At 40.5% G+C, this 25,485-nt stretch carries 19 protein-coding genes and 4 tRNA genes; 3 read left to right on the top strand and 20 right to left on the bottom strand.

Annotated features, from left to right (window positions below; genetic code table 11):
- Window positions 1-42 precede the first annotated feature (42 nt).
- The 10 genes from CYJ36_RS05740 to CYJ36_RS05695 all read right to left on the bottom strand — a co-directional run bounded on the left by CYJ36_RS05740 (window position 43) and on the right by CYJ36_RS05695 (window position 11,868).
- Window positions 43-933 carry a metal ABC transporter permease gene (locus CYJ36_RS05740; protein WP_101565749.1) on the bottom strand — a complete coding sequence of 297 codons (891 nt, stop codon included), beginning with the start codon at window positions 931-933 and terminating at the stop codon, window positions 43-45.
- On the bottom strand, window positions 930-2,255 hold the full coding sequence (locus tag CYJ36_RS05735) for a metal ABC transporter permease (RefSeq protein WP_101565746.1): 1,326 nt from the start codon (window positions 2,253-2,255) through the stop codon (window positions 930-932). The genes CYJ36_RS05740 and CYJ36_RS05735 overlap by 4 nt, the downstream gene beginning before the upstream one ends.
- Before the next feature lie 12 nt (window positions 2,256-2,267).
- On the bottom strand, window positions 2,268-3,020 hold the full coding sequence (locus tag CYJ36_RS05730) for a metal ABC transporter ATP-binding protein (RefSeq protein ID WP_101565744.1): 753 nt from the start codon (window positions 3,018-3,020) through the stop codon (window positions 2,268-2,270).
- A 14-nt stretch (window positions 3,021-3,034) separates the two neighbouring features.
- A complete protein-coding gene (locus tag CYJ36_RS05725) occupies window positions 3,035-3,961 on the bottom strand; it encodes a metal ABC transporter solute-binding protein, Zn/Mn family (RefSeq protein ID WP_101566493.1) in 927 nt (308 codons plus the stop codon).
- A gap of 399 nt (window positions 3,962-4,360) precedes the next feature.
- Window positions 4,361-5,470 (bottom strand): o-succinylbenzoate synthase, encoded by a 1,110-nt coding sequence (gene menC / locus CYJ36_RS05720; RefSeq protein WP_101565743.1) that lies wholly within the window; start codon window positions 5,468-5,470, stop codon window positions 4,361-4,363.
- The gene (locus CYJ36_RS05715) at window positions 5,467-6,924 is read right to left on the bottom strand and encodes an o-succinylbenzoate--CoA ligase (protein WP_101565742.1); all 1,458 of its coding nucleotides are present in this window, start codon (window positions 6,922-6,924) and stop codon (window positions 5,467-5,469) included. The genes menC and CYJ36_RS05715 overlap by 4 nt, the downstream gene beginning before the upstream one ends.
- A gap of 65 nt (window positions 6,925-6,989) precedes the next feature.
- The gene (gene menB / locus CYJ36_RS05710) at window positions 6,990-7,808 is read right to left on the bottom strand and encodes a 1,4-dihydroxy-2-naphthoyl-CoA synthase (RefSeq protein WP_101565740.1); all 819 of its coding nucleotides are present in this window, start codon (window positions 7,806-7,808) and stop codon (window positions 6,990-6,992) included.
- Window positions 7,809-7,836: 28 nt separating this feature from the next.
- On the bottom strand, window positions 7,837-8,709 hold the full coding sequence (gene menH / locus CYJ36_RS05705; RefSeq protein WP_257962403.1) for a 2-succinyl-6-hydroxy-2,4-cyclohexadiene-1-carboxylate synthase: 873 nt from the start codon (window positions 8,707-8,709) through the stop codon (window positions 7,837-7,839).
- Window positions 8,706-10,457 (bottom strand): 2-succinyl-5-enolpyruvyl-6-hydroxy-3-cyclohexene-1-carboxylic-acid synthase, encoded by a 1,752-nt coding sequence (gene menD / locus CYJ36_RS05700; RefSeq protein ID WP_101565738.1) that lies wholly within the window; start codon window positions 10,455-10,457, stop codon window positions 8,706-8,708. The genes menH and menD overlap by 4 nt, the downstream gene beginning before the upstream one ends.
- Window positions 10,450-11,868, bottom strand: a complete 1,419-nt coding sequence (locus tag CYJ36_RS05695; protein ID WP_101565736.1) for an isochorismate synthase — start codon at window positions 11,866-11,868, stop codon at window positions 10,450-10,452. Before CYJ36_RS05695 ends, menD begins: the two co-directional genes overlap by 8 nt.
- A 296-nt stretch (window positions 11,869-12,164) precedes the next feature.
- On the opposite strand from CYJ36_RS05695, the gene CYJ36_RS05690 reads away from it, so the two are divergent.
- Window positions 12,165-13,100 (top strand): 1,4-dihydroxy-2-naphthoate polyprenyltransferase, encoded by a 936-nt coding sequence (locus tag CYJ36_RS05690; RefSeq protein ID WP_101565733.1) that lies wholly within the window; start codon window positions 12,165-12,167, stop codon window positions 13,098-13,100.
- Window positions 13,101-13,295: 195 nt separating this feature from the next.
- Window positions 13,296-14,039 (top strand): TraR/DksA C4-type zinc finger protein, encoded by a 744-nt coding sequence (locus CYJ36_RS05685; RefSeq protein WP_101565732.1) that lies wholly within the window; start codon window positions 13,296-13,298, stop codon window positions 14,037-14,039.
- A gap of 27 nt (window positions 14,040-14,066) precedes the next feature.
- Here the strand turns inward: CYJ36_RS05685 and CYJ36_RS05680 are convergent, their stop codons facing one another.
- Window positions 14,067-14,519 carry an SRPBCC family protein gene (locus CYJ36_RS05680; RefSeq protein WP_101565730.1) on the bottom strand — a complete coding sequence of 151 codons (453 nt, stop codon included), beginning with the start codon at window positions 14,517-14,519 and terminating at the stop codon, window positions 14,067-14,069.
- 113 nt (window positions 14,520-14,632) lie between these two features.
- On the opposite strand from CYJ36_RS05680, the gene CYJ36_RS05675 reads away from it, so the two are divergent.
- Window positions 14,633-15,427 carry a TIGR00266 family protein gene (locus CYJ36_RS05675; protein ID WP_101565727.1) on the top strand — a complete coding sequence of 265 codons (795 nt, stop codon included), beginning with the start codon at window positions 14,633-14,635 and terminating at the stop codon, window positions 15,425-15,427.
- Between the two features lie 239 nt (window positions 15,428-15,666).
- On the opposite strand, the gene CYJ36_RS05670 is transcribed toward CYJ36_RS05675, so the two are convergent.
- From CYJ36_RS05670 to CYJ36_RS05630, 9 genes are all read right to left on the bottom strand, one after another.
- Window positions 15,667-18,072, bottom strand: coding sequence for a glycogen/starch/alpha-glucan phosphorylase (locus CYJ36_RS05670; RefSeq protein WP_101565725.1), 2,406 nt, complete (start codon window positions 18,070-18,072; stop codon window positions 15,667-15,669).
- Window positions 18,062-19,513 carry a glycogen synthase GlgA gene (gene glgA, locus CYJ36_RS05665; protein WP_101565723.1) on the bottom strand — a complete coding sequence of 484 codons (1,452 nt, stop codon included), beginning with the start codon at window positions 19,511-19,513 and terminating at the stop codon, window positions 18,062-18,064. Before glgA ends, CYJ36_RS05670 begins: the two co-directional genes overlap by 11 nt.
- Window positions 19,510-20,538 carry a sugar phosphate nucleotidyltransferase gene (locus CYJ36_RS05660; protein ID WP_101565721.1) on the bottom strand — a complete coding sequence of 343 codons (1,029 nt, stop codon included), beginning with the start codon at window positions 20,536-20,538 and terminating at the stop codon, window positions 19,510-19,512. Before CYJ36_RS05660 ends, glgA begins: the two co-directional genes overlap by 4 nt.
- A 78-nt stretch (window positions 20,539-20,616) precedes the next feature.
- On the bottom strand, window positions 20,617-21,762 hold the full coding sequence (locus CYJ36_RS05655) for a glucose-1-phosphate adenylyltransferase (RefSeq protein WP_101566489.1): 1,146 nt from the start codon (window positions 21,760-21,762) through the stop codon (window positions 20,617-20,619).
- On the bottom strand, window positions 21,716-23,647 hold the full coding sequence (gene glgB, locus CYJ36_RS05650; protein ID WP_101565719.1) for a 1,4-alpha-glucan branching enzyme: 1,932 nt from the start codon (window positions 23,645-23,647) through the stop codon (window positions 21,716-21,718). The genes CYJ36_RS05655 and glgB overlap by 47 nt, the downstream gene beginning before the upstream one ends.
- A 1,419-nt stretch (window positions 23,648-25,066) precedes the next feature.
- Window positions 25,067-25,138, bottom strand: a tRNA-Glu gene (locus tag CYJ36_RS05645).
- Window positions 25,139-25,154: 16 nt separating this feature from the next.
- Window positions 25,155-25,245 (bottom strand) — tRNA-Ser (locus CYJ36_RS05640).
- 9 nt (window positions 25,246-25,254) lie between these two features.
- A tRNA-Asn gene (locus tag CYJ36_RS05635) sits at window positions 25,255-25,329 on the bottom strand.
- 34 nt (window positions 25,330-25,363) lie between these two features.
- A tRNA-Ile gene (locus CYJ36_RS05630) sits at window positions 25,364-25,440 on the bottom strand.
- Window positions 25,441-25,485: the final 45 nt, after the last annotated feature.

Here is a 25,485-nt window from a genome sequence, read left to right as displayed (position 1 = left end):
ATTGATAATGATAATCATTTTTATTCATAAAATATAAAATCTTTATTCGTTCACTTCTGCAGATGTCCATTTTCGTTTGGCAAGAAGCTTTGATAACAGTCCATGTGTCGGCGAAAATATAAATGTCAGGAAAAAGATGATTCCTGCAGCTGCTGCCATTGCTCCTGCAATCGAAACGTTCAGCCATGTCGCTGAGTAATATCCGGCTACTGCTGATAGGATCCCAACAAACGAACTGATAATCAGCATATGAAAAAGTCTGTCTGTCAGCAAATATGCTGTTGAAGCTGGAACAATCAACATTGCTACAACTAAAATGGCACCTACACTATCAAACGACGCAACTGTTGTAATCGACAGCATCCCCATTTGCAAGTAGTGAATGAACAACACCGGTATTCCAATTGCAACAGCCATTTGCGGATCAAAGGAAGAAATTTTAAACTCTTTATAAAAGAGAACAATTATCAGTAGGTTTATCATAAAGACTGAACCGAGCATCCACACTGCTTTAGGACCGAGATCCATGCTTCCAATCGAAACAGTATCCCATGGCACGAATGTAATCTCTCCCATTAAAACATGATCCACATCTAAATGAATGTTTCCGCCAAATAATGAAAGCAAAATAACACCAATTGCAAAAAGCGATGTGAACACAACTCCGATTGCAGCGTCTGACTGAACGCCCTTTGCATTTAATATTTGCACTAGAAATGCTGTCAGCAAACCGACGATTGCAGCACCAATAAACATCGAAACGCCATCTAAACTTCTGCTGACAAAATAGGCGCATACGATACCAAGCAAGACAGAATGACTGATTGCGTCTGCAAGCATGGCCATTCTCCTTAAAATCAGAAAGCAGCCTATCATGGCGCAGGTTACACCAACAAGCGAACCTGTCAGTAAAATCCAAGCATCATAACTCATTGGTATAACCACTCCTTCCTGCTGAGGCTATTTTTCGATTTTGGAATCAGCATGGGCTCTCTATGATGATCTTTTAACAAGATCATTAATCGATCCTTCATATCGCCTGGCATTTTTTCAACATCAACATCATCACGGCTGCTGATTTGAAGCTGAGCGAGCTCCATTTCATGCATGAGATACATTTCATATAAACGCTGATTCAAAGCAAGCTGATAGGAAAGCTGCAGTCCATTTTCCGTCAGCTTCCACTTATCATCAATGTCTTTCGTAACAAGGCGTTTTTTCAAAAGTTCATTTAATGATTTGCTTATAAGGCTGGGGGTTACCTTTCTCTTATTCACGATATCATCCAGCGAAAAGGCTGCCGCTGAATATTTTCCTCCTGCGCCTTCTGTTAAATCATAAAAAGACAGAAGCAGCTGCTCAACCGAAGTTCTTTTTCTAAGCTTTATTTGCTTCATTGCTTTTGAAACAAGACCCCTTTTCGGTGCGAAGATGAGGGAGATTAAAAAGAGCAATGTCGCTGCAACGATAATCAGCGGACCTGTTGCCATTCCTTTTGTTGTTGTACTCAAAAAGGTACCAACAACCCCGGATATTCCCCCGATAATTCCGGCAATAATCACCATAGTCCCAAGTTTATCTGTCCAATATCTCGCTGCTATAGCAGGAGTAATGAGCATGGCAGCCATCAAGATGACCCCGACTGTCTGCAGACCAATCACTACTGCACAAACGATTAAAACCATTAGCAATCCATTAAAGAATGTTGTCGGCATGCCAATTCCTTTTGCGAATTGCGGATCAAATGTCAAAATTTTAAATTCTTTAAAGAAAACGGCTGTCAGAAGAAGCAGTATCGATGCTATCCAAGTAATAATTTGAACGTCCTGCCCAACCATTGACGCTGCTTTTCCGAAAATGAAATCATTTAGTCCGCTTTGGTTTCCTCCATGATTATGCTGAATGAAAGTAAGCAGGACAATTCCAAATCCAAAAAATACCGACAGGACAAGTCCTAGTGCTGAGTCTTCCTTTATACGTGAGTTCTGAATGATAAATTGAATGAGCCAAGCTGCAATCATTCCTGAAATGGCAGCTCCTGCTAAAAACCAAATGAGCGATTTAGATCCGTAAAGCAGAAATGCCATACATACTCCAGGCAAAGCAGCATGTGCCATTGCATCTCCAATAAGACTTTGTTTTCTTAACAGGGCAAAGCTTCCCAAAACCCCGCTTGCAAGGCCAAGCAGCATGGTACCAAGTAAGACCCATTGTGTATTTTGATTTTGCAATTGATAGAAAAGCTCTTCCATCATCTTAAGTCACTCCTACTTTGTTTCGTCCACAAGCACACTTTGATCCTGCAGAAATGTGAGCCTGCCTCCATATGTTTTTTGAAGATTATCCATCGTAAAGACTTCACTCGTAGGACCGAATGCAATTTTCCTTAGGTTTAACAGCAGGACCCAGTCAAAATATTCCTCCACTGTCTGCAGATCATGATGAACAACTAAGACCGTTTTCCCTCTTGCTTTTAATTCATTTAAGAGCGAAATAATCGCTTTTTCAGTAGCTGCATCTACACCTACAAATGGTTCATCCATGAAGTAAACGTCTGCATCCTGAGCCAGCGCTCTTGCTAAAAACACACGCTGCTGCTGTCCGCCTGAAAGCTGGCTGATTTGCCTGTCTGCAAAATCCAGCATGCCTACTTTTTCAAGACACCCGCGTGCAAAGTCTATATCTTTTTTGCCAGGACGTTTTAGCCAACCTATATGTCCATAGCGGCCCATTAAAACGACATCCAGGGCATTTGTTGGAAAATCCCAGTCGACAGAGCCGCGCTGAGGCACATACCCGACACGCTTACGCTGTTTTTTATAGTGGTCCCCGTAGATTTCCACTTCTCCAGACGCGACTGGAATCAATCCTAAAACCGCTTTGATCAGCGTCGATTTACCTGCTCCGTTTGGCCCGATAATTCCAATCAATTTGCCCTCCGGCACTTCAAACCCCACCTCTTGCAAAACTGGTTTGCGGTGGTAGGCTACTGTTAAGTTTTCAACGGTTACTGGATTCATAGAGTACACCAACCTTATTTCAATGATGAAACGATTGTATCAATATTGTGTTTAAACATTCCTAAATATGTGCCTTCCTCTGTTCCCTCTTCACCCATGGCATCAGAGTATAGTTCACCGCCAATGACGACTTCATGATCTTTCTTTTTTGAACCTTCCACAACGGCGTTAATGGATTTTTCTGAAATACTGCTTTCAACAAACACCGCTTTAATCTCACGCTCAACAAGAACATCGACCAAATTCTGAACATCCCGGAGTCCGTATTCAGAATCTGTGCTCAAGCCTTGAAGCCCCATTACTTCAAATCCATAAGCATTTCCAAAATAAGTGAAAGCATCATGTGCTGTTACAAGTACTCTGCTTTCTTCAGGAATGGTTTCAACTTGTTCTTTTGCGTATTGATCCATTTCTTCAAGCTCTTTTTTGTAAGCAGCTGCATTTTCTGCAAATTCTTCTTTATTTTCAGGCGACATCTTGCTTAATTCTTCCTCTACTTTTTCAACGGTATGGATCCATAATGAAATATCAAACCATACATGCGGATCGTGTGCCTTTGCGTTCGCTTTATCATTTATTAATTTATTTTCGGGAATGGCACTTGCTACTGCCACAGTCGGTTTTTCATTCGACATTTTTTCAAAAATAGTGCCCATCTTGCCTTCTAAATGAAGCCCATTATAAAAAATGATTTCCGCTTTATTTAATTTTTGGATGTCCCCTTGTGACGCTTGATATAAATGCGGATCAATTCCAGGTCCCATTAATGATTCTACGTCGACATGATCACCGCCAACGTTTCGTGCCACATCCGCAATTTGCGCAGTGGTTGTTGTTACCTTTATTTGACCATCCGCTTCCCCTTGTGTTTCCTGACTGCATGCTGTCAGAAGACCTGACAGTGCCAGGATTGATATCAGTATTGTAAACCTTCTTTTCATCATTGCTCTCCTCCTCTTTCCTTTATCAACAAAAGTTTCCTTAGTGCAAGTTTTAATGTAAAAAAATGACTTTCCTTCGCAAAAAGCAGCTTATGAAAGAAAGTTAGGTTTCGCGCTAATAAGTTAGCTTGTTTCATGATTTGTTGATTAGTATAATTGTTTTGCCTATATGCAACAATTTAAAGCAATTTTAGTTTTCTGTCAATCATTCTTTCTCGACAAAAAAAGCCAGCTATAAAAATAGCTGGTTTTCAGATTGAAGCAGAGAGGGCTGATTATTGGAATGATGTGCTGAGCATCATTCTTTTTATTTTTATCATGACATCCTAAAAAACGCAAAACGGGAAAATTGTTTTTTTTACGTCTAAAATTTGATTTTCAGTAAATGAAAATCAAATTTTAATTAGTAAAACTCTCCGCAGCCGTGCGGTATTTTGCTAATTTGTACAAGTCCACTTCAAAGCCTATACCAGGAGCTGAAGGAACATCTATCTTTCCATTCTGAACTGTAACAGGAGGCGAAATGATATCTTCTTCCCAATAGCGCGAAGAAGCTGAAATATCTCCTGGTATGGTGAAGTTCGGCAATGCTGCAAGTGAAATATTGTGTGCCCGTGAAACCCCTGTTTCAAGCATTCCCCCGCACCATACCGGAATGTGATGCTGCTGACAGTAGTCATGAATCTTCTTCGATTCAGTCAACCCGCCTACTCTTCCTGGTTTTATATTGATGACTTTGCAGCTCCCAAGCTGTATGGCCTTTTTCGCATCGTTCAGTGTAATAATGCTTTCGTCCAGACAAATTGGAGTTGTCAATTGTGCCTGCAAAGCTGCGTGATCGACGATATCATCATGAGCGAGCGGCTGCTCAATCATTAAGAGGTTGTATTGATCAAGCTGCTTTAATGTACGGATATCTTCTAATGTATAAGCTGAATTGGCATCTGCCATCAATGGAACATCAGGAAACTGCTTTCTGATTTCCTTAAGCAGGACATCATCCATGCCAGGTTTTATTTTCACTTTTATTCTTTTATAGCCATCACTGACATGCTTATCAATTATTTGGAGCATTCTATCGATTTTATCCATTCCAACGACTACGCCAGAATCGATTTGCTTCATTGTACCTCCTAACAAGGTTGAAAGCGGCTGATCTTGCTGCTTCGCAAAAAGATCCCAAACGGCACCTTCAATTGATGCTTTCGCCATTTGATTTCTTTTTATATAAGAGAAAGCATCGATGAATTCTTCCGGATGCCCGAACGTTTTTGAAAACAATGCTGGAATCAGAAAAGATGTCAGCATATGATGACAGGTCTTTATTGTTTCTTCTGTATACCATGGCGCGGAAAAAGCAACAACTTCTCCCCATCCTATATGCCCGCTCCGATCCTGTACTTCAATCAGGATACTTTCTCTGCTATGAACCGTTTCAATGCTTGATTGAAACGGAGAAACCAGTTTCATTTCCACATGATGAAGCGTTACCTTTTGAACATCAATCATAGGCTGCCACTGAGAAGTTCAACAAGCTTTCTTCGCAGTAATTTATTTGAAGCATTTCTTGGAAGCATATCGACAAAATGAATGCGTTTCGGTATTTTATATTTTGCCAGGATGTTTGAACAGTGAGAGATCAGCTCATCTTCATTCAGGTTATCTTTTCCAACAATGAATGCATGCGGCACCTGCCCCCATTTTGAATCCGGGATTCCGGTTACACCCGCCTCAAGAACGGCAGGATGGGAAAGCATTGCAGCTTCGATTTCTGCCGGATAAATATTTTCACCGCCTGATACAATAAGGTCAGATCGTCTGTCCAGCACATATAAAAATCCTTCATGATCCACATATCCCATATCACCAGTTCGGAGCCAGCCTTGATCAAACGCTTCTGAACTAGAGTCCTCACGCTTCCAATAACCTTTCGTCACGTTAGGTCCATGCACAAAAATCTCACCTTCTGCAAGAGGGGGGCAAGCTTCATTATTTTTCATAATCTTAATCTCACAAGGAAAGAGCGGCTTTCCTGCCGAGCCAAGCTTTGAGAGGCTATACTCAGGCGACAATGTGACAATCTGGGATGACGTTTCTGTCATTCCATACGTTTGATAGACCGGGATGTTTTTCGCCTCACAAGCATTTAAAAGCGGCATCGGTGCAGGTCCTCCGCCAAGAAGCATGCACCTAAAGGATTCCGGATATCTATTGTCTCCCAATTTTTCTATCATTTGAGACAGCATCGTTTGCACCACTGACACAATGGTTACACAGTCTTCAATAATGGCCCTGTTCGCCCTTGCAGGGTGGAAGGATTCGTGAAGAACAACCGTCATTCCGTAAATGATGCCCCTCATCAATATGGAAAGCCCGCTTATATGAAAAAGCGGCACTGCACACAGCCAGCGGTCATCGTGATGCAGTCCCATATTTAAAGAAGATGCAGAGGCGCTCCAATAATGATTGCCGTACGTTTGCAGGACTCCCTTTGGCTTACCGGTTGTTCCTGATGTGTACATAATCGTAGCTGTTTGATCCAAGGAAAAGGTCTGCTCATATTCGACATTTCCTGCAGATGAAGCCATCATCCCGCTGTCAATCACCGTCCAAAACGGCTCATGCCACTCTTGATGAAGATCACTGTCACATATAAGGTGTTTGACTTCAGCATCTCTCAGCTGCCAGTCCAGTTCAGAGGAAGTCAATCTTGTATTCAATAGGACGGCTGTAGCCCCTATGTATGTCAATGCATGAATAGCCACAGCCATATCTATGCTGTTTTTCATTAGAATGGCAGCATGCTGGCCTTTTTTTACCCCATTTTGCTGAAATGAATATGCCTTTTGCTCTGTCAGTTCATGCAGCTCACGAAATGTTACTATTCTCTCATCTGTCATAATCGCTATTCTGTCAGGTGTCAAAAAAGCTCGCTGTTTTAGCCAATTTGGCATTGTATTCAATGATTTTCACCGCCTTTATATAAGGAAAGCAGCTTGATGATAATCATCAAGCTGCAATAAGATGTTTAAGGAAATCTAGGGAATTGCTTGAAGTCAGGATTGCGCTTCTCTTTGAATGCATCTCTTCCTTCTTTCGCTTCATCCGTTGTATAGTACAGCAGCGTTGCGTCTCCGGCAAATTGCTGAATGCCTGCAAGACCATCTGTGTCTGCGTTAAAAGCAGCCTTTAAGAAACGAATCGCAGTCGGACTCTTTTCTAAAATCTCTTCACACCATTGAACGGTTTCTTCTTCTAATCTCTCTAAAGGAACTACTGTGTTGACAAGTCCCATGTCAAGAGCTTCCTGTGCATTGTATTGACGGCATAAGAACCAAATTTCGCGTGCTTTTTTATGTCCTACTATGCGGGCAAGGTAACCTGAACCATAGCCTGCATCAAAGCTGCCTACTTTTGGTCCGGTTTGGCCGAAAACAGCATTATCAGCTGCAATCGTTAAATCACAGACGATATGAAGCACATGGCCTCCGCCAATTGCATAGCCCGCAACCATGGCGATAACCGGCTTCGGGATTACGCGGATCAAACGCTGCAAATCAAGTACATTCAGACGGGGAATTTGGTCTTCGCCAACATATCCTCCATGTCCGCGGACCTTTTGATCTCCGCCTGAACAGAATGCTTTTCCGCCTGTTCCTGTTAAGATAATAACCCCAACATTTGCATCATCTCTTGCATAAGCAAAAGCATCAATTAATTCCATCACTGTTTTCGGACGGAATGCATTATGTACCTCTGGACGGTTGATTGAGATTTTGGCAATCCCATTATACGTTTCATATAAAATATCTTCGTACTTGCGTTCAGCAATCCATTCTACTGTCATTTCCTGTACTGCCTCCTTATGAATACGTTTACTGATTATTAATAAACTCACTTACTATTTTACCAAAGATTCGCGGTTGTTCCACATGAACCGAATGGCCTGCAGCATTTATTTTTAATAATGTCGGATTAGGGAGCAGCTCATTCATCTCTTTTGCAATCTTACAGAACTTTTTATCCAGTTCTCCGCACACGATAAGTACAGGCATTTTTAAGGTATGGAGCTTGTCCCACCAAGATGGCTGTGAGCCGGTTCCCATCCCCAAAAGACTGTTTGCAAGCCCTGCTTCATTGTTTTTAAGCCTTTGATTGCGGAGCTTCGCTTGACGGTCTGCAGGCAAAGCTTTTTGAGAAGCAAACAGCGATATGTTTTCCCAAAAGTCAGTAAAGGATACTATTCCCTGTTCTAAAATCGAATCGGCAAGCTTTTGATCGTTTTCTTTTCTGCTTTGTCTCTCCGCATCTGTTCTTAAACCAGGAGAAGCACTCTCCAGAATTAACTTTTCGATTTTATCTGGATGCTTTATCGCATAGGATAACGCAAGCCTGCCTCCCATTGAATAGCCTGCAAGTTTCACCTTATCTAATGCAAGTTCTTCGAAAATGGCATTTAAATCTTGAACGGCCTCTTCCATACTATAGCGTACAAAGCTTTCAGGCGATTCGGATTTCCCAGAGCCTGCGGTTTTCCCAGGGCCTGCTGTTTTTCCATGACCGATTATATCTATCAGGATGACTTTATGACCGCTGAATGTTTCCAAAAATGGATGCCAACTTTCAGCAGAGCCTGTAAATCCATGAAGAAGAACAAGTGGTTTTCGGTCTCCTAAGTCGACTCCTTCTCCATAAATTTCGATATGGTAAGATACCCCTCTGATCACTTTCCTTTTCACCTGCATCATTTAAGGATATTCTCTCTTATTTCCTGGGAAACACGATTCATCAATTCACGATGAATTTTGACACGTGTATGCCGATTTGTGCGGATCTCTATTATATTTAAGCCTTTTTTATCAATGGCAGCTCCCACAGAAGACCTAAAATCATTCCAATTGGCCGGTGATGCATAGGTTCCGTCATACATGTCTGCAGCATGTTTAAAATCGAGTCCAGAAGGAGTGCCAAATAAGGTTTCAAAGTGCTTTTCTTCTTTTGACTGCGGAAGGAATGAAAAAATCCCGCCTCCATCATTATTTACAAGAATGATTGTCAAGTTTAGCTTGTGCATTTTAGCGGCAAGCAGACCATTCATATCGTGATAAAAAGAAAGATCTCCAATGACAAGGAAGGTTGGATGATCAGAAGCAGCGCTAATGCCCAGTGCTGTTGAAACGACACCGTCAATTCCATTTGCTCCGCGGTTTGCAAAAACGGTAATATTCTTTTCTGTATTAAGGAAATAATTGTCCAGATCTCGAATTGGCATGCTATTTCCTGCAATTACGTGGCATTGTGAAGGTATGGCATGCTGCAATTCGCGATAGATATTTCCTTCAAACAGCTCTCCGCCTTGATCCTGAGCTGAGGCTAATAATTCGCGGGAAGTCTCATTTACATTTTGCCATGCTTTCATCCACAGTCTATCATTTTGTATTTCAACCGTTTTAGAAAGCTGCCTGCAAAGCCAAGTTTCATCACACTCAATCATTTCGGATGCCATTAATGTCGGCTCGCGCCAGCCGCCTTGCCGATCCACAACGATTTGTTGAATGTCAGCAGTACGTTTCAAAAATTGAAATAGCGGTTTTGAAATTGGCATCGCCCCAAATCGAATGATGACTTTTGGTTTCAGCTTCTCTGTTATGTAATCGTCTTTCATAAAGGCATCATAGCATTCAATCACGGAAGATTTATCATGTAATCCTGTTCTTAAGTTGGAAAGAGGATCTGCAAGAATAGGATAATTCAGATCTGAGGAAAGTTGTACAACTGCATGTGAAAATTCAGCGTCATGAATCTCTCCGCATATAATCAATCCTTTTTTTTCTTGTGTAAAAAGCTTGCTTAATCGCTGTATTTCTTCTGCAGCTATTATTGAAGATCCTGCAGTTACCTGTACCTGTCTAGGACGGGAATTCAGGCTGCTCCATAAATTTTCAGAATCTAAATCAGGAATCAGCGGTTCTCTGAATGGAAAATTAAGATGCACAGGTCCAGATGGTGCGGAAACTGCTTTCCCTGCTGCCCTCGCTGCCATCGTCCTGCCGTAATGAAGCATTTCAGCTGTTTGCTCTGGAATGGCCATATCCGCGAACCATTTTGCATAGCGTCCGAACAGATGAAGCTGATCGATTGCCTGGGGAGCTCCGACATCTCTTAATTCATGCGGACGATCTGCCGTTAAAACAAGCAAAGGCACTCTTGAATAGAATGCCTCGACGACTGCAGGAAAATAATTAGCTGCTGCCGTTCCAGATGTACAAAGCAAAGCAACAGGTTTTTGCTGCATCTTCGCCATGCCTAGTGCAAAAAAACCTGCTGACCGCTCATCAATAATAACGTGTATGTTTATTTCCGGATGTTCAGCCATTAACATGGCCATCGGCGTTGACCTTGAACCAGGACTAACAACTGCGTCCCGAACTCCTGCTTTTGTAAGTTCATCAACAAAACTTGCTGCATAAAGGGTTAGTGAATCACTCTCACCCATAGTTTATTCCTCCTAGTGCGGAAAGCATCGGCTTTAGCTTTATCAGTGTTTCCTGATATTCCATTTCAGGATCGGATTCTGCAACAATGCCGCATCCTGCAAACAACGTTGCACTCTCTCCTTTTATTAAGCCAGATCGAATGGCGACTGCAAACTCTCCATTATTTTCCGAATCAAGCCAGCCGACCGGACCCGCATACCAGCCGCGATCCATCGGTTCGATCTCCCTGATCATTTCAACAGCGCCTTCTTTAGGATAACCTCCCAAAGCTGGTGTAGGATGCAGTTTCTCTACTAAATCTAATAAAGTGAAGCCTTTTTTTATCTCCCCTTCAATCGGAGTATATAAATGCTGAATGTTTTTAGTTTTCAATAATTGCGGACGGTCAGATACCTTTACTTCTCTGCAGCTTTCATCAAAGGAATCTTTAATCATCTTCACAACAATTGCATGCTCAATTAAATTCTTTTCATCATGTAAAAGAGCAGTTCCAAGCTCTGTATCCTCAATCTTGTTCGTGCCCCTTTTAATTGAACCGGCAAGACAGGTGGAGAGCAGACGGCTGTTTTCTTTTTTGATAAGGCGCTCTGGTGTAGCGCCAATAAAGGACTGCTGGCCATTTTCAAAGGAAAAAATAAAACTTGTAGGCTGTTCTGTCTGCAGTTTGCTTAAAACGGAATATATATTAATATTATCATCAAAGATTAGTTGAACCTCACGCGCCAGCACAACTTTATCAAGCTTGCCGCATTGAATGGCTCCTGTCGCTTTTTTAACAGCTGAAAGCCATGATTTCGTATCTTCCTCTTTCAAAGAGTAATTGGCTGTGTTTTCTGGAAACTCGAACATTTTCCCATCTAACACTTCATTCGCAAGTGTCGTAAAATGAGCTCCACATGACTTAAGATCGTCATCAGGTTTTACAAGACGATTAATGGTCATAAAAGTGATACCGTCTTTTACCGTCAGCATGACTGAAGGCAAAAAGAATTTCGCCTCAGGATACTTGTTCCAAAGCTCATTTCTGCGATTATGAGGATCAAATGAAAACCCGCCAAATAATAAAGCTCCCGTTCCAATTTCTGACTCAGCAGCATTTTCATAATGCGCCATCTTTTTAAAGCGTTTCCAATCCGACTCAACCCGCCCAAAACGGTCACTCGTAGCAGCATTGTTCTCTACAGTGCACTCGTTCCCTAAGCCTGCAATTGTAAATCTTGAACCAGGAGTTGCCCAATAAAATCGTTCGCCTAAAAAAAGCCGCTCGCCAGCCGCATAAAAATGGAGGGGGTTCATTGAACCATTTAACTTTTTAACTTGGCTTAAGATAACCGGTTTATCAGACTGATCGGCTTCCTCCAAAGCTCGTTTTATCATCTCAGTAAATGTATGTTTTAATGCCGTAATCATTGGAAATCCCTCCAAAACCGAAAAATAGCTTATATTAAGATACACCTCAAGGAAAGAGGTGTCAATAGTACTTCCAAGCAGAAATGGTATAATAGACGTAACTACTATTATCCTTATTATATATCTACCCTGGCCACATTAAAATCAAAAGCTCTTGGGGAAGAAATTTCCGATTCGGGAATTAAATGATTGTTCAAACATTTGTAAAAGGATTGACACAATATTGTAAATTTCCTACACTTAATTTTGGGAAGCAAACTTGCTCCATCTGTTTTACAAAAAGGGGAGAAATCTAGATGCACACACAATCTACAACACATAATATGCCTTCCATCAAACCGGATAAAAGCTGGAGAGTATGGTGGATGCTCCTTCGTCCGCACACTTTATCTGCAGCGTTCATACCCGTTACGATCGGGACGGTTCTTGCTTTAAATGAAGGCTCTATTCATATCTTATTATTTCTGGCTATGCTGATTGCATCCATCTTAATTCAGGCTGCAACCAACATGTTCAATGAATATTTTGACTTTAAACGAGGACTTGATAATGAAAATTCTGTCGGTATTGGCGGAGCCATTGTAAGAAATGGAGTTAAGCCGCAAACAGTATTAAATCTGGCATTTTCCTTTTTCGGAATCGCTGCTTTATTAGGTGTTTACATTTGCATGACCTCCACATGGTGGATTGCCGTAATTGGATTAGTTTGCATGGCTACAGGCTATTTTTATACAGGCGGACCATTGCCAATTGCATACACCCCATTTGGAGAGCTTGTTGCAGGTTTCTTTATGGGCATGGTGATTATTTTAATTGCTTATTACATCCAAACAGGAACAGTATCAGCAATCAGCATTATTATTTCCATCCCTATAGCCTTTCTTGTCGGAAACATCATGCTTTCAAATAATATTCGCGATCTTGATGGCGATAAAGAAAATGGGCGGAAAACACTTGCTATTTTAATTGGACGCAAAAATGCGATTATCTTTCTTGCTTCAATGTTTGCTGCTTCCTACGCTGTCATTTTAATAATGATAGCACTTGGTCATGTATCATTCTGGACTCTTCTAGTCTTGATCAGCACACCAAAAGCATATGGTGCTGTTAAAAAGTTCGTTGGCAAGAAAGTTCCTATAGAAATGATGCCGGCAATGAAAGCAACAGCACAAACAAATATCCAGTTTGGTTTTTTACTTGCATTAGGCTTATTTTTAAGCTATATGATTTAGGCCCTTTTATAGTTTTCAATCGTATTTATTGTGTTTAACTGCGTAAAACAACAATTTTTGTGACTAAATATATGATTTAACACGGTCTAATTGGCCGTGTTTTTTTGTGCATTTTTTACAATCATGAAATAGCTGTTTCTGTTCATACTACAAAGAGGAAGATACTTACTTTCATTAGGAAGGAGCGTGGATTACATGCTGAACAGCGACCAAATAGCTGCTTTTCGCTCACAGCTTGATGCAAGAAAATCAGAAATTGAGCTGCATTTACAGGAAAACAAACATTTCGGACTCGAACAAAGCTTTGGCCACGATTCAACTGGAGAGCTTTCAAGCTATGACAACCATCCTGGAGATGAAGGAACCGAGCTTTATGAACGTGAAAAAGATATTGCACTTAATGAACATGTTGAGGAAGAACTAAGTGATATTAATCGTGCACTTGCTGCAATTGAAAAAGGGACATATGGTGTATGTGAAGTCTGCGGTACAGACATTCCTAAAGAACGACTTGAAGTGCTGCCAACTGCAACGACTTGTAAAGAACACTCACCAGAGCAGGCGATTTCGCGTACAAGACCAATTGAAGAAAGCATTTTAGCTCCTGCATTTGGACAATTTGAATATGATGAAAGTGATTCTGTAGCATATGATGCTGAAGACACATATCAGGATGTAGAGCGTTACGGAAACTCTGAAACACCTTCTGATCTTGAGTATCCTGTAGATTCTTATAATGACGTATACATGGAGAATGATGATCCGACTGGTTACGTTGAGGATTATGAAAACTTTGCTGCCACGGACATCGAAGGTAAAAACGTGACCGTATATCCTAATATTCAGCACAGACAATATGAGCATTCATTAGATGAAGAAGGTCTGATGACTCCTTTTGGTGATTTGCCTGCATCAGAAAAAGAACCTTATAGTGAATAATAAAGAGTTCCCCTGCTGGGAACTCTTTCACCTTGTCTCCGCGATTCTTTTTAGCTCTTCAGCCCGATTAAAAAGGAATTGATTCATATATCGCTTTAAAAATAGCCAATCAGCTGCAATGCCAATCCAGCCAAATGGAGACTTATATTCAAATAGATCCATCATTTCTGTTTCATTTCCTGCCTTGATAAAAGTATGAGTATGTGTAAAGGAGTGAAATGCTCCTTTAATCTGAATATCAGTAAATTGGTAGGGCCTGTCCATATCTGTAATTTTAGCAGTCAGTCTCTGTTTAATGCCAAAGTGAACAGCTTCCCATACGACTGTATCCCCCGCTTTGAGCAATCCGGATTTTACACCTCCAACAGCTTTTTCTTTCGTAGCCTTCGTCGTTTCAGTATGTATATCCACATTTCTGGCAAGGTCAAAACAGACTTCTATTGGTGCTTTTATTACAGTACTGACTTTTATTACAGGCATGAACCCCGACCTCCTTATAAACGATGATCTACTATTTATTATATCTGGAAAACAGAAGGGTTTTCTTTCTTTTTGACGAATGTTTTCAGAAAAGATGAAAGAGGTGAGCAATTATGAATGCACACGAAATTGAGTACAAGATTTACGGTGATGACATGCAATTTGTAGAAATTGAACTTGATCCAAGCGAAAGTGTTGTTGCCGAAGCCGGCGGAATGATGATGATGGATGATGGCATAGACATGGAAACGATTTTTGGAGATGGATCTGCTCAAAAAGGAATTATGAGCCGATTAGTGGGTGCAGGAAAACGTGTAATCACTGGTGAAAGCTTATTTATGACTGTGTTTACAAACACAGGTGCAGGTAAAAAGCAGGTTTCATTTGCAGCTCCTTACCCAGGGAAGATCATTCCTGTTGATTTGAAAGAAATGCATGGAAAAGTCGTTTGCCAAAAAGACGCTTTCTTATGTGCAGCTAAAGGTGTTTCGGTAGGAATTGATTTTCAGAAGAAATTAGGCACTGGTTTTTTTGGCGGTGAAGGCTTTATCATGCAAAAACTTGAAGGCGACGGTCTTGCCTTTCTTCATGCTGGAGGTACGATACATAAACGTGAGCTTGCACCTGGAGAACGACTTAAGATTGATACCGGCTGCATCGTTGCCATGACAAGAGAGGTTCAGTACAACGTTGAATATGTAGGAAAAGTCAAAACAGCATTTTTCGGAGGCGAAGGATTATTTTTCGCGACAGTACAAGGTCCTGGCACAGTTTGGGTCCAATCTCTTCCATTCAGCCGCCTTGCCGATCGCATTTTCTCAAATGCTCCAAGCGCCGGCGGCCAATCATCAGGGGAAGGCAGCATCCTTGGAGGACTTGGACGACTGCTTGATGGGGATAACCGTTAATAGGAATAGTTGAATTATCTGCTTATTAATCTAAACGCATGGTTTTCCCATGCGTTTTTTATTTAAGGTTTTTTCACTTTTCTAGTTCTTTTATCATACTCCTGCTTATATGCCCGAAAATCACATTTTATGACAAAAATTTATTACGATTAGACAATTTTCCGCAAAAAACACACCACTTGGATCGCTCAATTCTTTTAAACGAAGACAGCAAAAAAACCCGCACATCTGCGGGTCCCTCATTGAAAAACTGAAATTGGCTGTATATCCCATATACTCTCAGCATACTCCCTAATCGTCCGATCACTAGAGAAATAGCCAGAATGGGCAATGTTAAGCAGCGCTTTTTCAAGCCATTTATCCTGATTTTTATAACCTATTTCAAGCTGTTCCTGGGCATCTATATAAGAAGCAAAATCACGTAACACAAAGTATTGATCGTTTTCATACAGCAGGGAGTCTTTAATTGCTTCGAATTCTCCTTCAGTATCAGGAAAGAAGCCGTTTGTCAGCTGATCGATCACTTGTCTGATCCGTAAATCATGATGATAATATTCGGTCGATCGATATCCGCCATTTTCATAATAATTCAGGACTTCATCCGCCTTTAATCCAAAAGTGAAAATATTCTCTTTCCCGACCTCTTCCATGATTTCGATGTTTGCTCCGTCCAATGTTCCCATTGTAAGAGCACCGTTCATCATGAATTTCATATTTCCTGTTCCAGAGGCTTCTTTACTTGCAGTTGAAATTTGCTCACTCACGTCTGTCGCTGGAAAAATGTACTCAGCCAGTGAAACGCGATAGTTTTCCATGAAAATGACTTTGATCATCTGAGACACTTTTGGATCACCATTCACTTTATCTGCCAGCGAATTAATAAGCTTAATTATCTTTTTCGCATAATAATAGCCTGGTGATGCCTTGGCTCCAAAGATAAAAGTTCTCGGATGGATTGTGAAATTTGAATCCTCTTTTAATCGATTATACAAATACATAATGTGGAGAACGTTCAGCAGCTGTCGCTTATATGCATGCAGACGTTTGACCTGAACATCAAAAATAGAATGCGCATCAACAGATATTCCCGTATTCTTTTCAATAAGATCCGCAAGTATCAATTTTCGTTTCCGTTTAACTGTCCCAAAATCTTCTTTTAAAAGAGGATCATAAATATGACGTTTCAGTTCAATCATGAGATGAGGATTTTTAATCCAGTCAGTCCCGATTGTTTCCGTAATAAGATTGGTCAGTTCAGGATTTGCTTTCAGCAGCCATCTGCGGTGAGTGATTCCGTTCGTTTTGTTATTAAACTTTTGAGGATAGATTTGATGAAATAGTTTCATTTCCCGATTTTTCAGGATGTCAGAATGAATTTTTGCAACGCCATTCACACTGTGACTTCCGACAATCGCTAAATGAGCCATTTTGACAACGCCGTGAGCGATAATTGCCATGTTTTCAATCCGCTTCCAATCGCCTGGGAAACGATTCCACAATTCCTTGCAAAATCTTTCGTTTAATTCCTCGACGATCATATAGATTCTTGGAAGCAGCGGCTTAAAGATGTGAAGCGGCCATTTTTCCAGCGCTTCTGATAGTGTCGTGTGATTCGTATAAGATATTGTATTAAACGTGATATGCCACGCTTCATCCCATTCCATATTCTCTTCATCAAGCAGGATCCTCATCAGCTCAGGAATTGCAAGAACCGGATGGGTATCATTCACATGGATGGCGACATGCTTATGAAAATCATGTAGATTATTATTCTTCTTGCGATAAGAACGAATAATGGACTGCAAGCTTGCAGATACAAGGAAATACTGCTGTTTCAGTCTTAGAATTTTCCCTTCATCATGTGTATCGTCAGGATATAAGAACTCTGATACAGCTTCAGTTTCACGCTTATAAGCCAAAACATCCCGGTGCGGAGGATTGGGAGCTGGTTCTGCACTCCATAGCCTTAATGAGTTAACTGTACTCGTTTCAAATCCAATAACCGGCATATCATATGGCACGGCCATAATATTTTCAGAATGAACATGACGGAACACTAGCTTTCCATTCTTTGAAGAATGTTCCACTTTGCCCCAAAATGCAATTTCAATCGCCTGATCGGGCTTGCGGACTTCCCAAACATTCCCGTGCCTCAACCATTGTTCAGGTAATTCCACCTGGTAGCCATCTACAATTTTCTGATCAAATAGACCATGCTTATAGCGAATGCCCATACCGTGTCCAGGAAGGTTTAAAGAAGCCAGTGAATCAAGAAAACACGCAGCAAGACGGCCGAGGCCGCCATTGCCAAGTCCTGCATCTGCTTCGCTTTCTTCAATTTCCTCAAGGTTGATTCCAAGATCAGCAAAGCCTTCATGCACGACATCACGAATGCCTAGATTTAGTAGGTTTTGACCGAGCAGTCTTCCAAGCAGAAACTCAATGGACAAGTAATAAACCTGCTTGTTATTGTTTACACGGTTCCATTCGTTTGTCGTAATCCAGTTGCTGCTGATATGTTCTCTGACCATATTTCCAAGCGTTTGGTAATGATCGCGTTTTGTGGATTCGTCAAATTTCTTGCCATACATCATTTCCAAACGCTTAAGAAAACTGTCCTTAAAATCCTCTTTGTTAGAGAACATGACTCCCACTCCTAGTCATCAAATCAGCATATAGCTGGTTGTATTTAAACGCTGACTGTGCCCAACTGTAGTCCTCTTTCATAGCTGTTTTGACAAGGCAGTTCCAAACTTTTTTATCTTTATATACTGTACAGGCCCGATCAACCGTGTTCTTCATATCATGAGCATTAAAATTGGTGAACGTAAAACCATTTCCTTCACCCGTATCTTCCCTATATGACGTTACTGTATCGTTTAATCCGCCCGTTTCTCTAACAATTGGGATCGAACCGTAGCGCAGGGCAATCAGCTGGCCAAGTCCGCATGGTTCGAACTGAGAAGGCATCAGAAAGAAATCTGAACCTGCATAAATACGATGTGCAAGCGGCTCATCAAACCCGATGTATGCTTTGCATTTATCAGGGAAAAGCCATTCCATATGCCGGAAGAAGTCTTCGAATTTTTTCTCGCCGGTGCCGAGAATAATAATCTGAATATCAGACTGAAGGATTTCATGAAGAACCCGCTCAACTAAATCCAGACCCTTCTGCTTTGTTAAACGGGTAACCATTGTCAGTAAAGGCGTATCTTCTTTTTCAGGAAGTCCAAACATTTTCTGGAGAGCTTTTTTGTTTTTCGCTTTGTTCTGCATTGTATTTTCATCATATGGCACCGCTATGTATGAATCTTCACTAGGGTTATAGATTGTGTCATCAATTCCATTCAAGATGCCGATAAGAGATGCTTCCTTAACACGCAGCAGTCCATCAAGGTGTTCTCCGTAGTATGGAGTCTGAATTTCATTCTTGTAAGTCGGGCTTACGGTAGTAATGAGGTCTGAAGCGACCAGTGCAGCTTTCATAAAGTTTACGAAACCATGAAACTCCAATTGATCAGAATTGAAATATTTATCATCAAGTCCTAACAAATCATGCAGAATGTCTCGCGGGAATATCCCTTGGAACTGAAGATTATGGATTGTAAAAACTGCTTTCATATTTTCGTAAAATGATTGAGAAGCATACTCTTCTTTTAATAAAAATGGGACCATACCTGTATGCCAGTCATGACAATGAATCACATCAGGCTGAAAATCCACTGCTTTTATTGAATCAAGCACGGCTCTGCAGAAAAAAGAGAAACGCTCCCCATCATCGTAATGGCCATATAAAGAGTCACGCTTAAAATAATATTCATGATCGATAAAATAATACGTGATTCCTTCAAATTCGAGCTGTTCGATCCCGCAATATTGTCTTCTCCACCCGACTGGAACAACAATCTCTTTGACTTTTTTCATTTTTGAGCGGAATCTTTCCGGAATCTGTCCGTACTTTGGCAAAATGACGCGAATATCCGTTCCAAGCCGCTTCAATTCTTTTGGCAGCGCACCAGCAACATCGGCTAATCCCCCAGATTTTACAAATGGGACACATTCAGATACGACAAATAATACTTTCACGAGCTCATCAGCGCTCCTTGTACAGTTCCTTTTCTAAGGACGATCGGCAGCTCGGCAGACCCTTTTAATTCAATGCCCGTACCAACCTTCACATCTTTATCCAGAACGACATTTTCAAGCAGACAATTCTCTCCGACCTGAGACTTCTGCATAATAATGCTATTTTTTATGACAGTGCCTTTGCCAATATGTACAGCTCTGAAAATAATGCTGTTTTCCACACGTCCTTCAATAACGCTGCCGTTGGCGATCATCGAATTTTTCACAATCGCATTCTGTCCGTGTCTGGCAGGCGGCTCATCTTTTACCTTCGTTAAAATTGGACGTGATTGGATAAATAACTGCTGCCAAACCTCCGGCTTCAGCATTTCTAAACTATGACGGTAATAGCTGTCAATCGAATCAATAATGGCTACATAGCCTTCAAACGCATAATCGCAAATTTTCATTTTGTGCGTGTTGTCCATAATTACTTGCGCAATCGTTTTAAAGCCTGTTTGATTATTATCATAGATTAAGTTAAGCAAGAGTTTTGTAGACATTAAGTACATGTGAAGAGGCTGGCCGTCTTTACGGATTTCTGTAATGTCACATCCCATTTTCACATGCTGTGCGAGAACGTCCCTAAAATCAATATTACAGACAGTATAACTGTTCGTAATGACCGCATATTCCTGATTGCTTCTCAAGAAATAGTCAATATGATCTGACAGCTGGCGAATCGATCCGAACTCATTGTACTGATCATTTAAATGCGGGGATGGGAAAAAGAATAGCCCATCACGCTTCCTGTTTAAATCCCACTGCTTCCCGGATCCTAAATGATCCATTAACGAACGATATTGATATTTTGGAAAAATCGCTACACTCTCAATATCTGAATTCACCATATTGGATAATACAAAATCAATTAATCTGTAGCGTCCTGCAAATGGAATAGCAGCCATCGACCGATTTACCGTCAAGTCCTCGATTGCACTTGTATACGTTGTTGCATCAATAATTCCCAGCATCCTATGATTCATTGCTGATCCACCTCTCGAAATAGTTTTTTATCGGAAATTAAAATTGATTCTTTGATGACCGCACATCTTCAAACTAAATCAGGCTTCTGCCGTTTGCTCAACTAGCTCTTCCGTTACTAGGATGACTTCCTCGATATCTTTATCCGAACGAATGACCATGCCATCCGGCACGACTAAACCAGAGGGAACAATCGCATTTTCGATATATACATTGTTGCCAATTACTGCGTCAGGCATGACAACTGTATTTTTCACGAATGAATGCTGTCCAACTGTAACTCCCTGGAATAAAACGGAATGATGAATCGTGCCATAAATCACACATCCCTCATTGACGAGAGACTCTGTTACCTCTGCGCCCTCAGATAAATACTGCGGCGGCTGATTTGGATTTACAGTATAGATTCTCCAGCTATTATCAAAGAGGTCCAGCTCTGGTATTTCATTTAATAGGTCCATATTCGCTTCCCAAAGACTTTTAACCGTTCCTACATCTTTCCAGTAGCCTTTAAATGGATAAGCCACAAGTTTTTTCTTTTCATCTAGAAGCAGTGGGAGAACATCTTTTCCAAAATCATGGCTTGAGTATGGGCTCCGTTCATCCATTTCTAAAAACTCTTTCAAAATTGACCATTTGAAAATATAAATCCCCATGGAAGCCAGGTTGTTTTTAGGGTTTTGAGGCTTTTCATCAAACTCAATGACTTCAAGATTTGAATTTGTATTTAAAATTCCGAATCGGCTAGCTTCTTCCCAAGGGACTTCTTTAACAGAAATTGAAACATCCGCATCTTTTTCAACATGGTAATCCAGCATAGCTGAATAATCCATTTTATAAATATGATCACCTGATAAGATCAGCACATACTCAGGATCATACTGCTTCAGATAATTAAGATTTTGATAAATGGCGCTTGCTGTTCCTTTGTACCATTTCACTTCTGATGATTCAGCATATGGAGGCAGTACAGTGACTCCCCCATTTTTTCGGTCGAGGTCCCAAGCACTGCCGATCCCGATATAAGAATTCAGAACAAGCGGCTGATACTGTGTAAGAACACCTACTGTATCCATACCAGAGTTACAGCAGTTGCTTAATGTAAAATCAATGATCCGGTACTTTCCTCCGAATGGCACAGCCGGCTTTGCCAAGTTTTGCGTTAAAGAACTTAAACGACTACCCTTTCCTCCTGCCAATAACATTGCGACGCACTTTTTTTTCACCATCGTTGATTGTCTCCTCTCGTTTTTTAACTGCGCGTAAAATGGAAATTCCATATGGCGGAATTGTCATAGATATGTGATAAGGCTTATCGTGAAATACGCCTTCTTGTGCTTTAAGATCTTTTTTGTTAACCTGGCCTGATCCTCCAAATAACGTATCATCACTGTTTAGGATCTCGATGTATTTCGTATCAATCAGAACACCGACTTTATAATCATGGTAAGTTTGAGGAGTAAAGTTGCAGACAACAACAAGCTGTTCGTTTGGATTAGCTCCCTTTCTGATAAAAGAAAAAATGCTTTGATCGGAGTTGTTCACATCGATCCATTCAAACCCTTTGTGTGAATGATCTTGCTGATACAGCGGGCGCTGCTTCTTATAGATTGCAAGCATTTCCTTCACATACACTCTCGCTTTTTGATGCATTTCAAACTCATCCAGCACCCAATCAAGCTGCTCAAGGTCTTTCCACTCATCAAACTGGGCAAATTCCCCGCCCATAAAAAGCAGCTTCTTGCCTGGATGAGTCAGCATATATCCGAGCAATAAGCGATATTGTGCAAACTTTTGCCAGTAATCACCCGGCATCTTATTTAATAATGAGCGCTTGCCATGAACTACTTCATCATGTGACAGAGGCAGGATGAAATTCTCTGTAAACGCATAGATCAAAGAAAATGAAACCTTATGATGCAGGTGTTTCCGTTCCTCTGGTGACGCTTCCATATACTTCAAAATATCGTTCATCCAGCCCATGTTCCATTTATAATTAAATCCAAGCCCTCCATCAGAGGTAGGGGACGTAACAAGCGGATAATCTGTTGAATCCTCTGCGATCATTAATACTGCAGGATCATAAGCAAAAACATTTTCATTCAATTTTCTCAAAAAATCGGCAGCAAATGGATTTTCGTGAAGCTCATTTGTATTCTGCCAATAAATCATATTAGCTACAGCGTCTACTCTAAAACCGTCAATATGATATTTTTCAAGCCAAAACAAAGCATTTGAAATTAAGAAACTCTGAACCTCAGGTTTGCCTAAATCGAAATTGGCAGTTCCCCAAACCTCATTTTCCCGATCTTCATAACGTTCATATTCAAACGTCGGCTCACCGTCAAAATTATAGAGTCCATGGGCATCTTTGCAAAAATGGCCAGGTACCCAGTCCATAATGACCCCAATTTCGCTTTGATGACAAAGGTCAATAAATTTCATTAAGTCATGCGGCGTTCCATAACGGCTTGTTGCAGAATAATACCCTGTTCCCTGATAGCCCCATGAACGATCATAAGGATGTTCAATGATAGGCAGCAGCTCGATATGGGTAAAACCATGCTCAAGTATATATGGGATCAATTCATCCGCAAGCTCCAAATATGTATAAACACTGCCGTCCTCTTTCTTTTTCCATGAACAAATATTCAGCTCATAGATAAACATCGGACGCTCATAAATTTCTTTTTGACGCTTCTTCTTTTGCCACTTCTGATCGTTCCACTCATACCCTGCCAAATCATATACAATCGAAGCAGTATTTGGTTTAACTTCAGAAAAAAAAGCAAATGGATCTGATTTTAAAATTTTTTCATTTTTTCTTGTAATAATCTCGTATTTATACAAGTCTCCTTCTTTCAAATCTTGAATAAAAGCAGACCAAATTCCTTCATTGTTCACTCTTTCCAAATGATGATCCGAACCATCCCAGTTATTAAAATCACCCGTAACCCGAACCTCCAGCGCATGCGGAGCCCAAACTGTGAACACAGTGCCGCAAACACCATTCCGTACACTGCTATGTGCACCAAACAAGTCATGAGCCTTAAACAAATTCCCCTCATGGAAAAGATGTATCTCAAAATCAGTTGGCGTAGCCAGATTCATTCATCATCACCCTTTCTACATAAAATAATCTTAATTCTATATTCAAGCAGAAGGAAGAATTACCTTTTTTGAAAGCGCTTCTACTTATTGACACGAATTTACATGAATCATTATTCATTTTTCAGGAAATTATACTTGTCGAATTTAGAGAATAAAAAAAACATATGAATAGGAGAATTTAACGGAATTGGTATCAGGCAATTATACTAAAAATTTCGAAATATACGAGAAAATACTGGATATAATTCAAGAAAATGAAAATACATCACTGCGCAAAAGTTATTTTAAAAAAACACTTCTTTCGACAAATGCATGTTATTTTGTCGAATAGTATGTTGAAAAAAATTCACGAATACCACGAAGAATCTAGTTTAGCTTTAATTACATTACCTTTACCATTAATTTAAGAAAATGAAACCTGGAAATTTATATTATTTATAATTTTTTTTAAAACGAGAGGAAGATTGATTGTTAGTAATTATTATGGAGCATTTTCTGCAGTTCGTTTATTTTAGATGAGGTCTGTCTCTGGATAATTTCGGATATGTCTAAGGATGGATTGACCGGATTCTAAGACGTGAATGCTGAGAAAAATAAAAGAGGTGCAATAGATGAAATTTTGCTTCAAGGGAAAACTGAATTAAGATGTCCTTATAATGATTCGATGGTGAGAACTTCAATTCCTTTTAAGTTTTCACATGATTTAGTGAGGCACATTGAGAATTTCAAAGTTTTGTTTATATCCCTCTTAACTATGATTTTGTCACGTATTATCTAAACCAATCATTTTATCATTGACAATGCTAGTATAATCTTTGAAATGGTGAAATCACATTCTAGATTATGATCTGCTTTTCTTTTTTTCTGATGTTTGCCGAATCCTCGATAAATGAAAGTCCTGAGAAAAATCGAGTATATAAAGATTGTTTGTTCTAAATATGAAATGTTGTTCCATTTGTAATTAAGTACGCAATTAAAAGCCGAAAGATAATAAGACACCTATTTCGGAGAGTAAAACATGGTTTCCGGTTAATAAGATGGTGCGAGCGGATAGTAACAGTCGCTTTTAGGATAGTAATTCTAGAAAGCACATACTAAGGGATGCAACGTGTACGAATGTAAGTGTTTTTTATAGAATAGACAGACAAAATAGACAAGTGAGGCTAAAAACAGGCCATTTCGGTTTTGATTTCAGGGGCCAGGTATAGAATTTAGTTCATTTTGTTTTAAATTAAAATGGTGCAGCCGCGTAGATTGAATCCTTTAAACAGATCTCAACTTATGATGAAAATCCTTTAACCCTTTCTTACTGCTACTAGTACAAATCTAAGGAATGAAATAAATCACCTAGTTTTGTGAAGAACCTCTAGAATGAATGACAAAAAAAGAGTGCTGCATGATGCAGCACTCTTTTTAGTATGACCCGTACGGGATTCGAACCCGTGTTACCGCCGTGAAAGGGCGGTGTCTTAACCGCTTGACCAACGGGCCAAAAAGCAAGGCTTTCTGGCGGAGAAGGAGGGATTTGAACCCTCGCGCCGCTTACACGACCTACACCCTTAGCAGGGGCGCCTCTTCAGCCACTTGAGTACTTCCCCAGAAAAAAATGGCTCCGCAGGTAGGACTCGAACCTACGACCGATCGGTTAACAGCCGATAGCTCTACCACTGAGCTACTGCGGAATAATTTTCATTCATCGTTTCTCCAAAACAGGAATGGTGGGCCTGAATGGACTCGAACCATCGACCTCACGCTTATCAGGCGTGCGCTCTAACCAGCTGAGCTACAGGCCCATTATGGAGCGGGTGATGGGAATCGAACCCACGACATTAGCTTGG

This window comes from Bacillus sp. UMB0893, from assembly GCF_002858905.1.
Classification (GTDB): Bacteria; Bacillota; Bacilli; order Bacillales; family Bacillaceae; genus Bacillus_P.
This window is presented reverse-complemented; position numbering and strand designations above follow the sequence as displayed.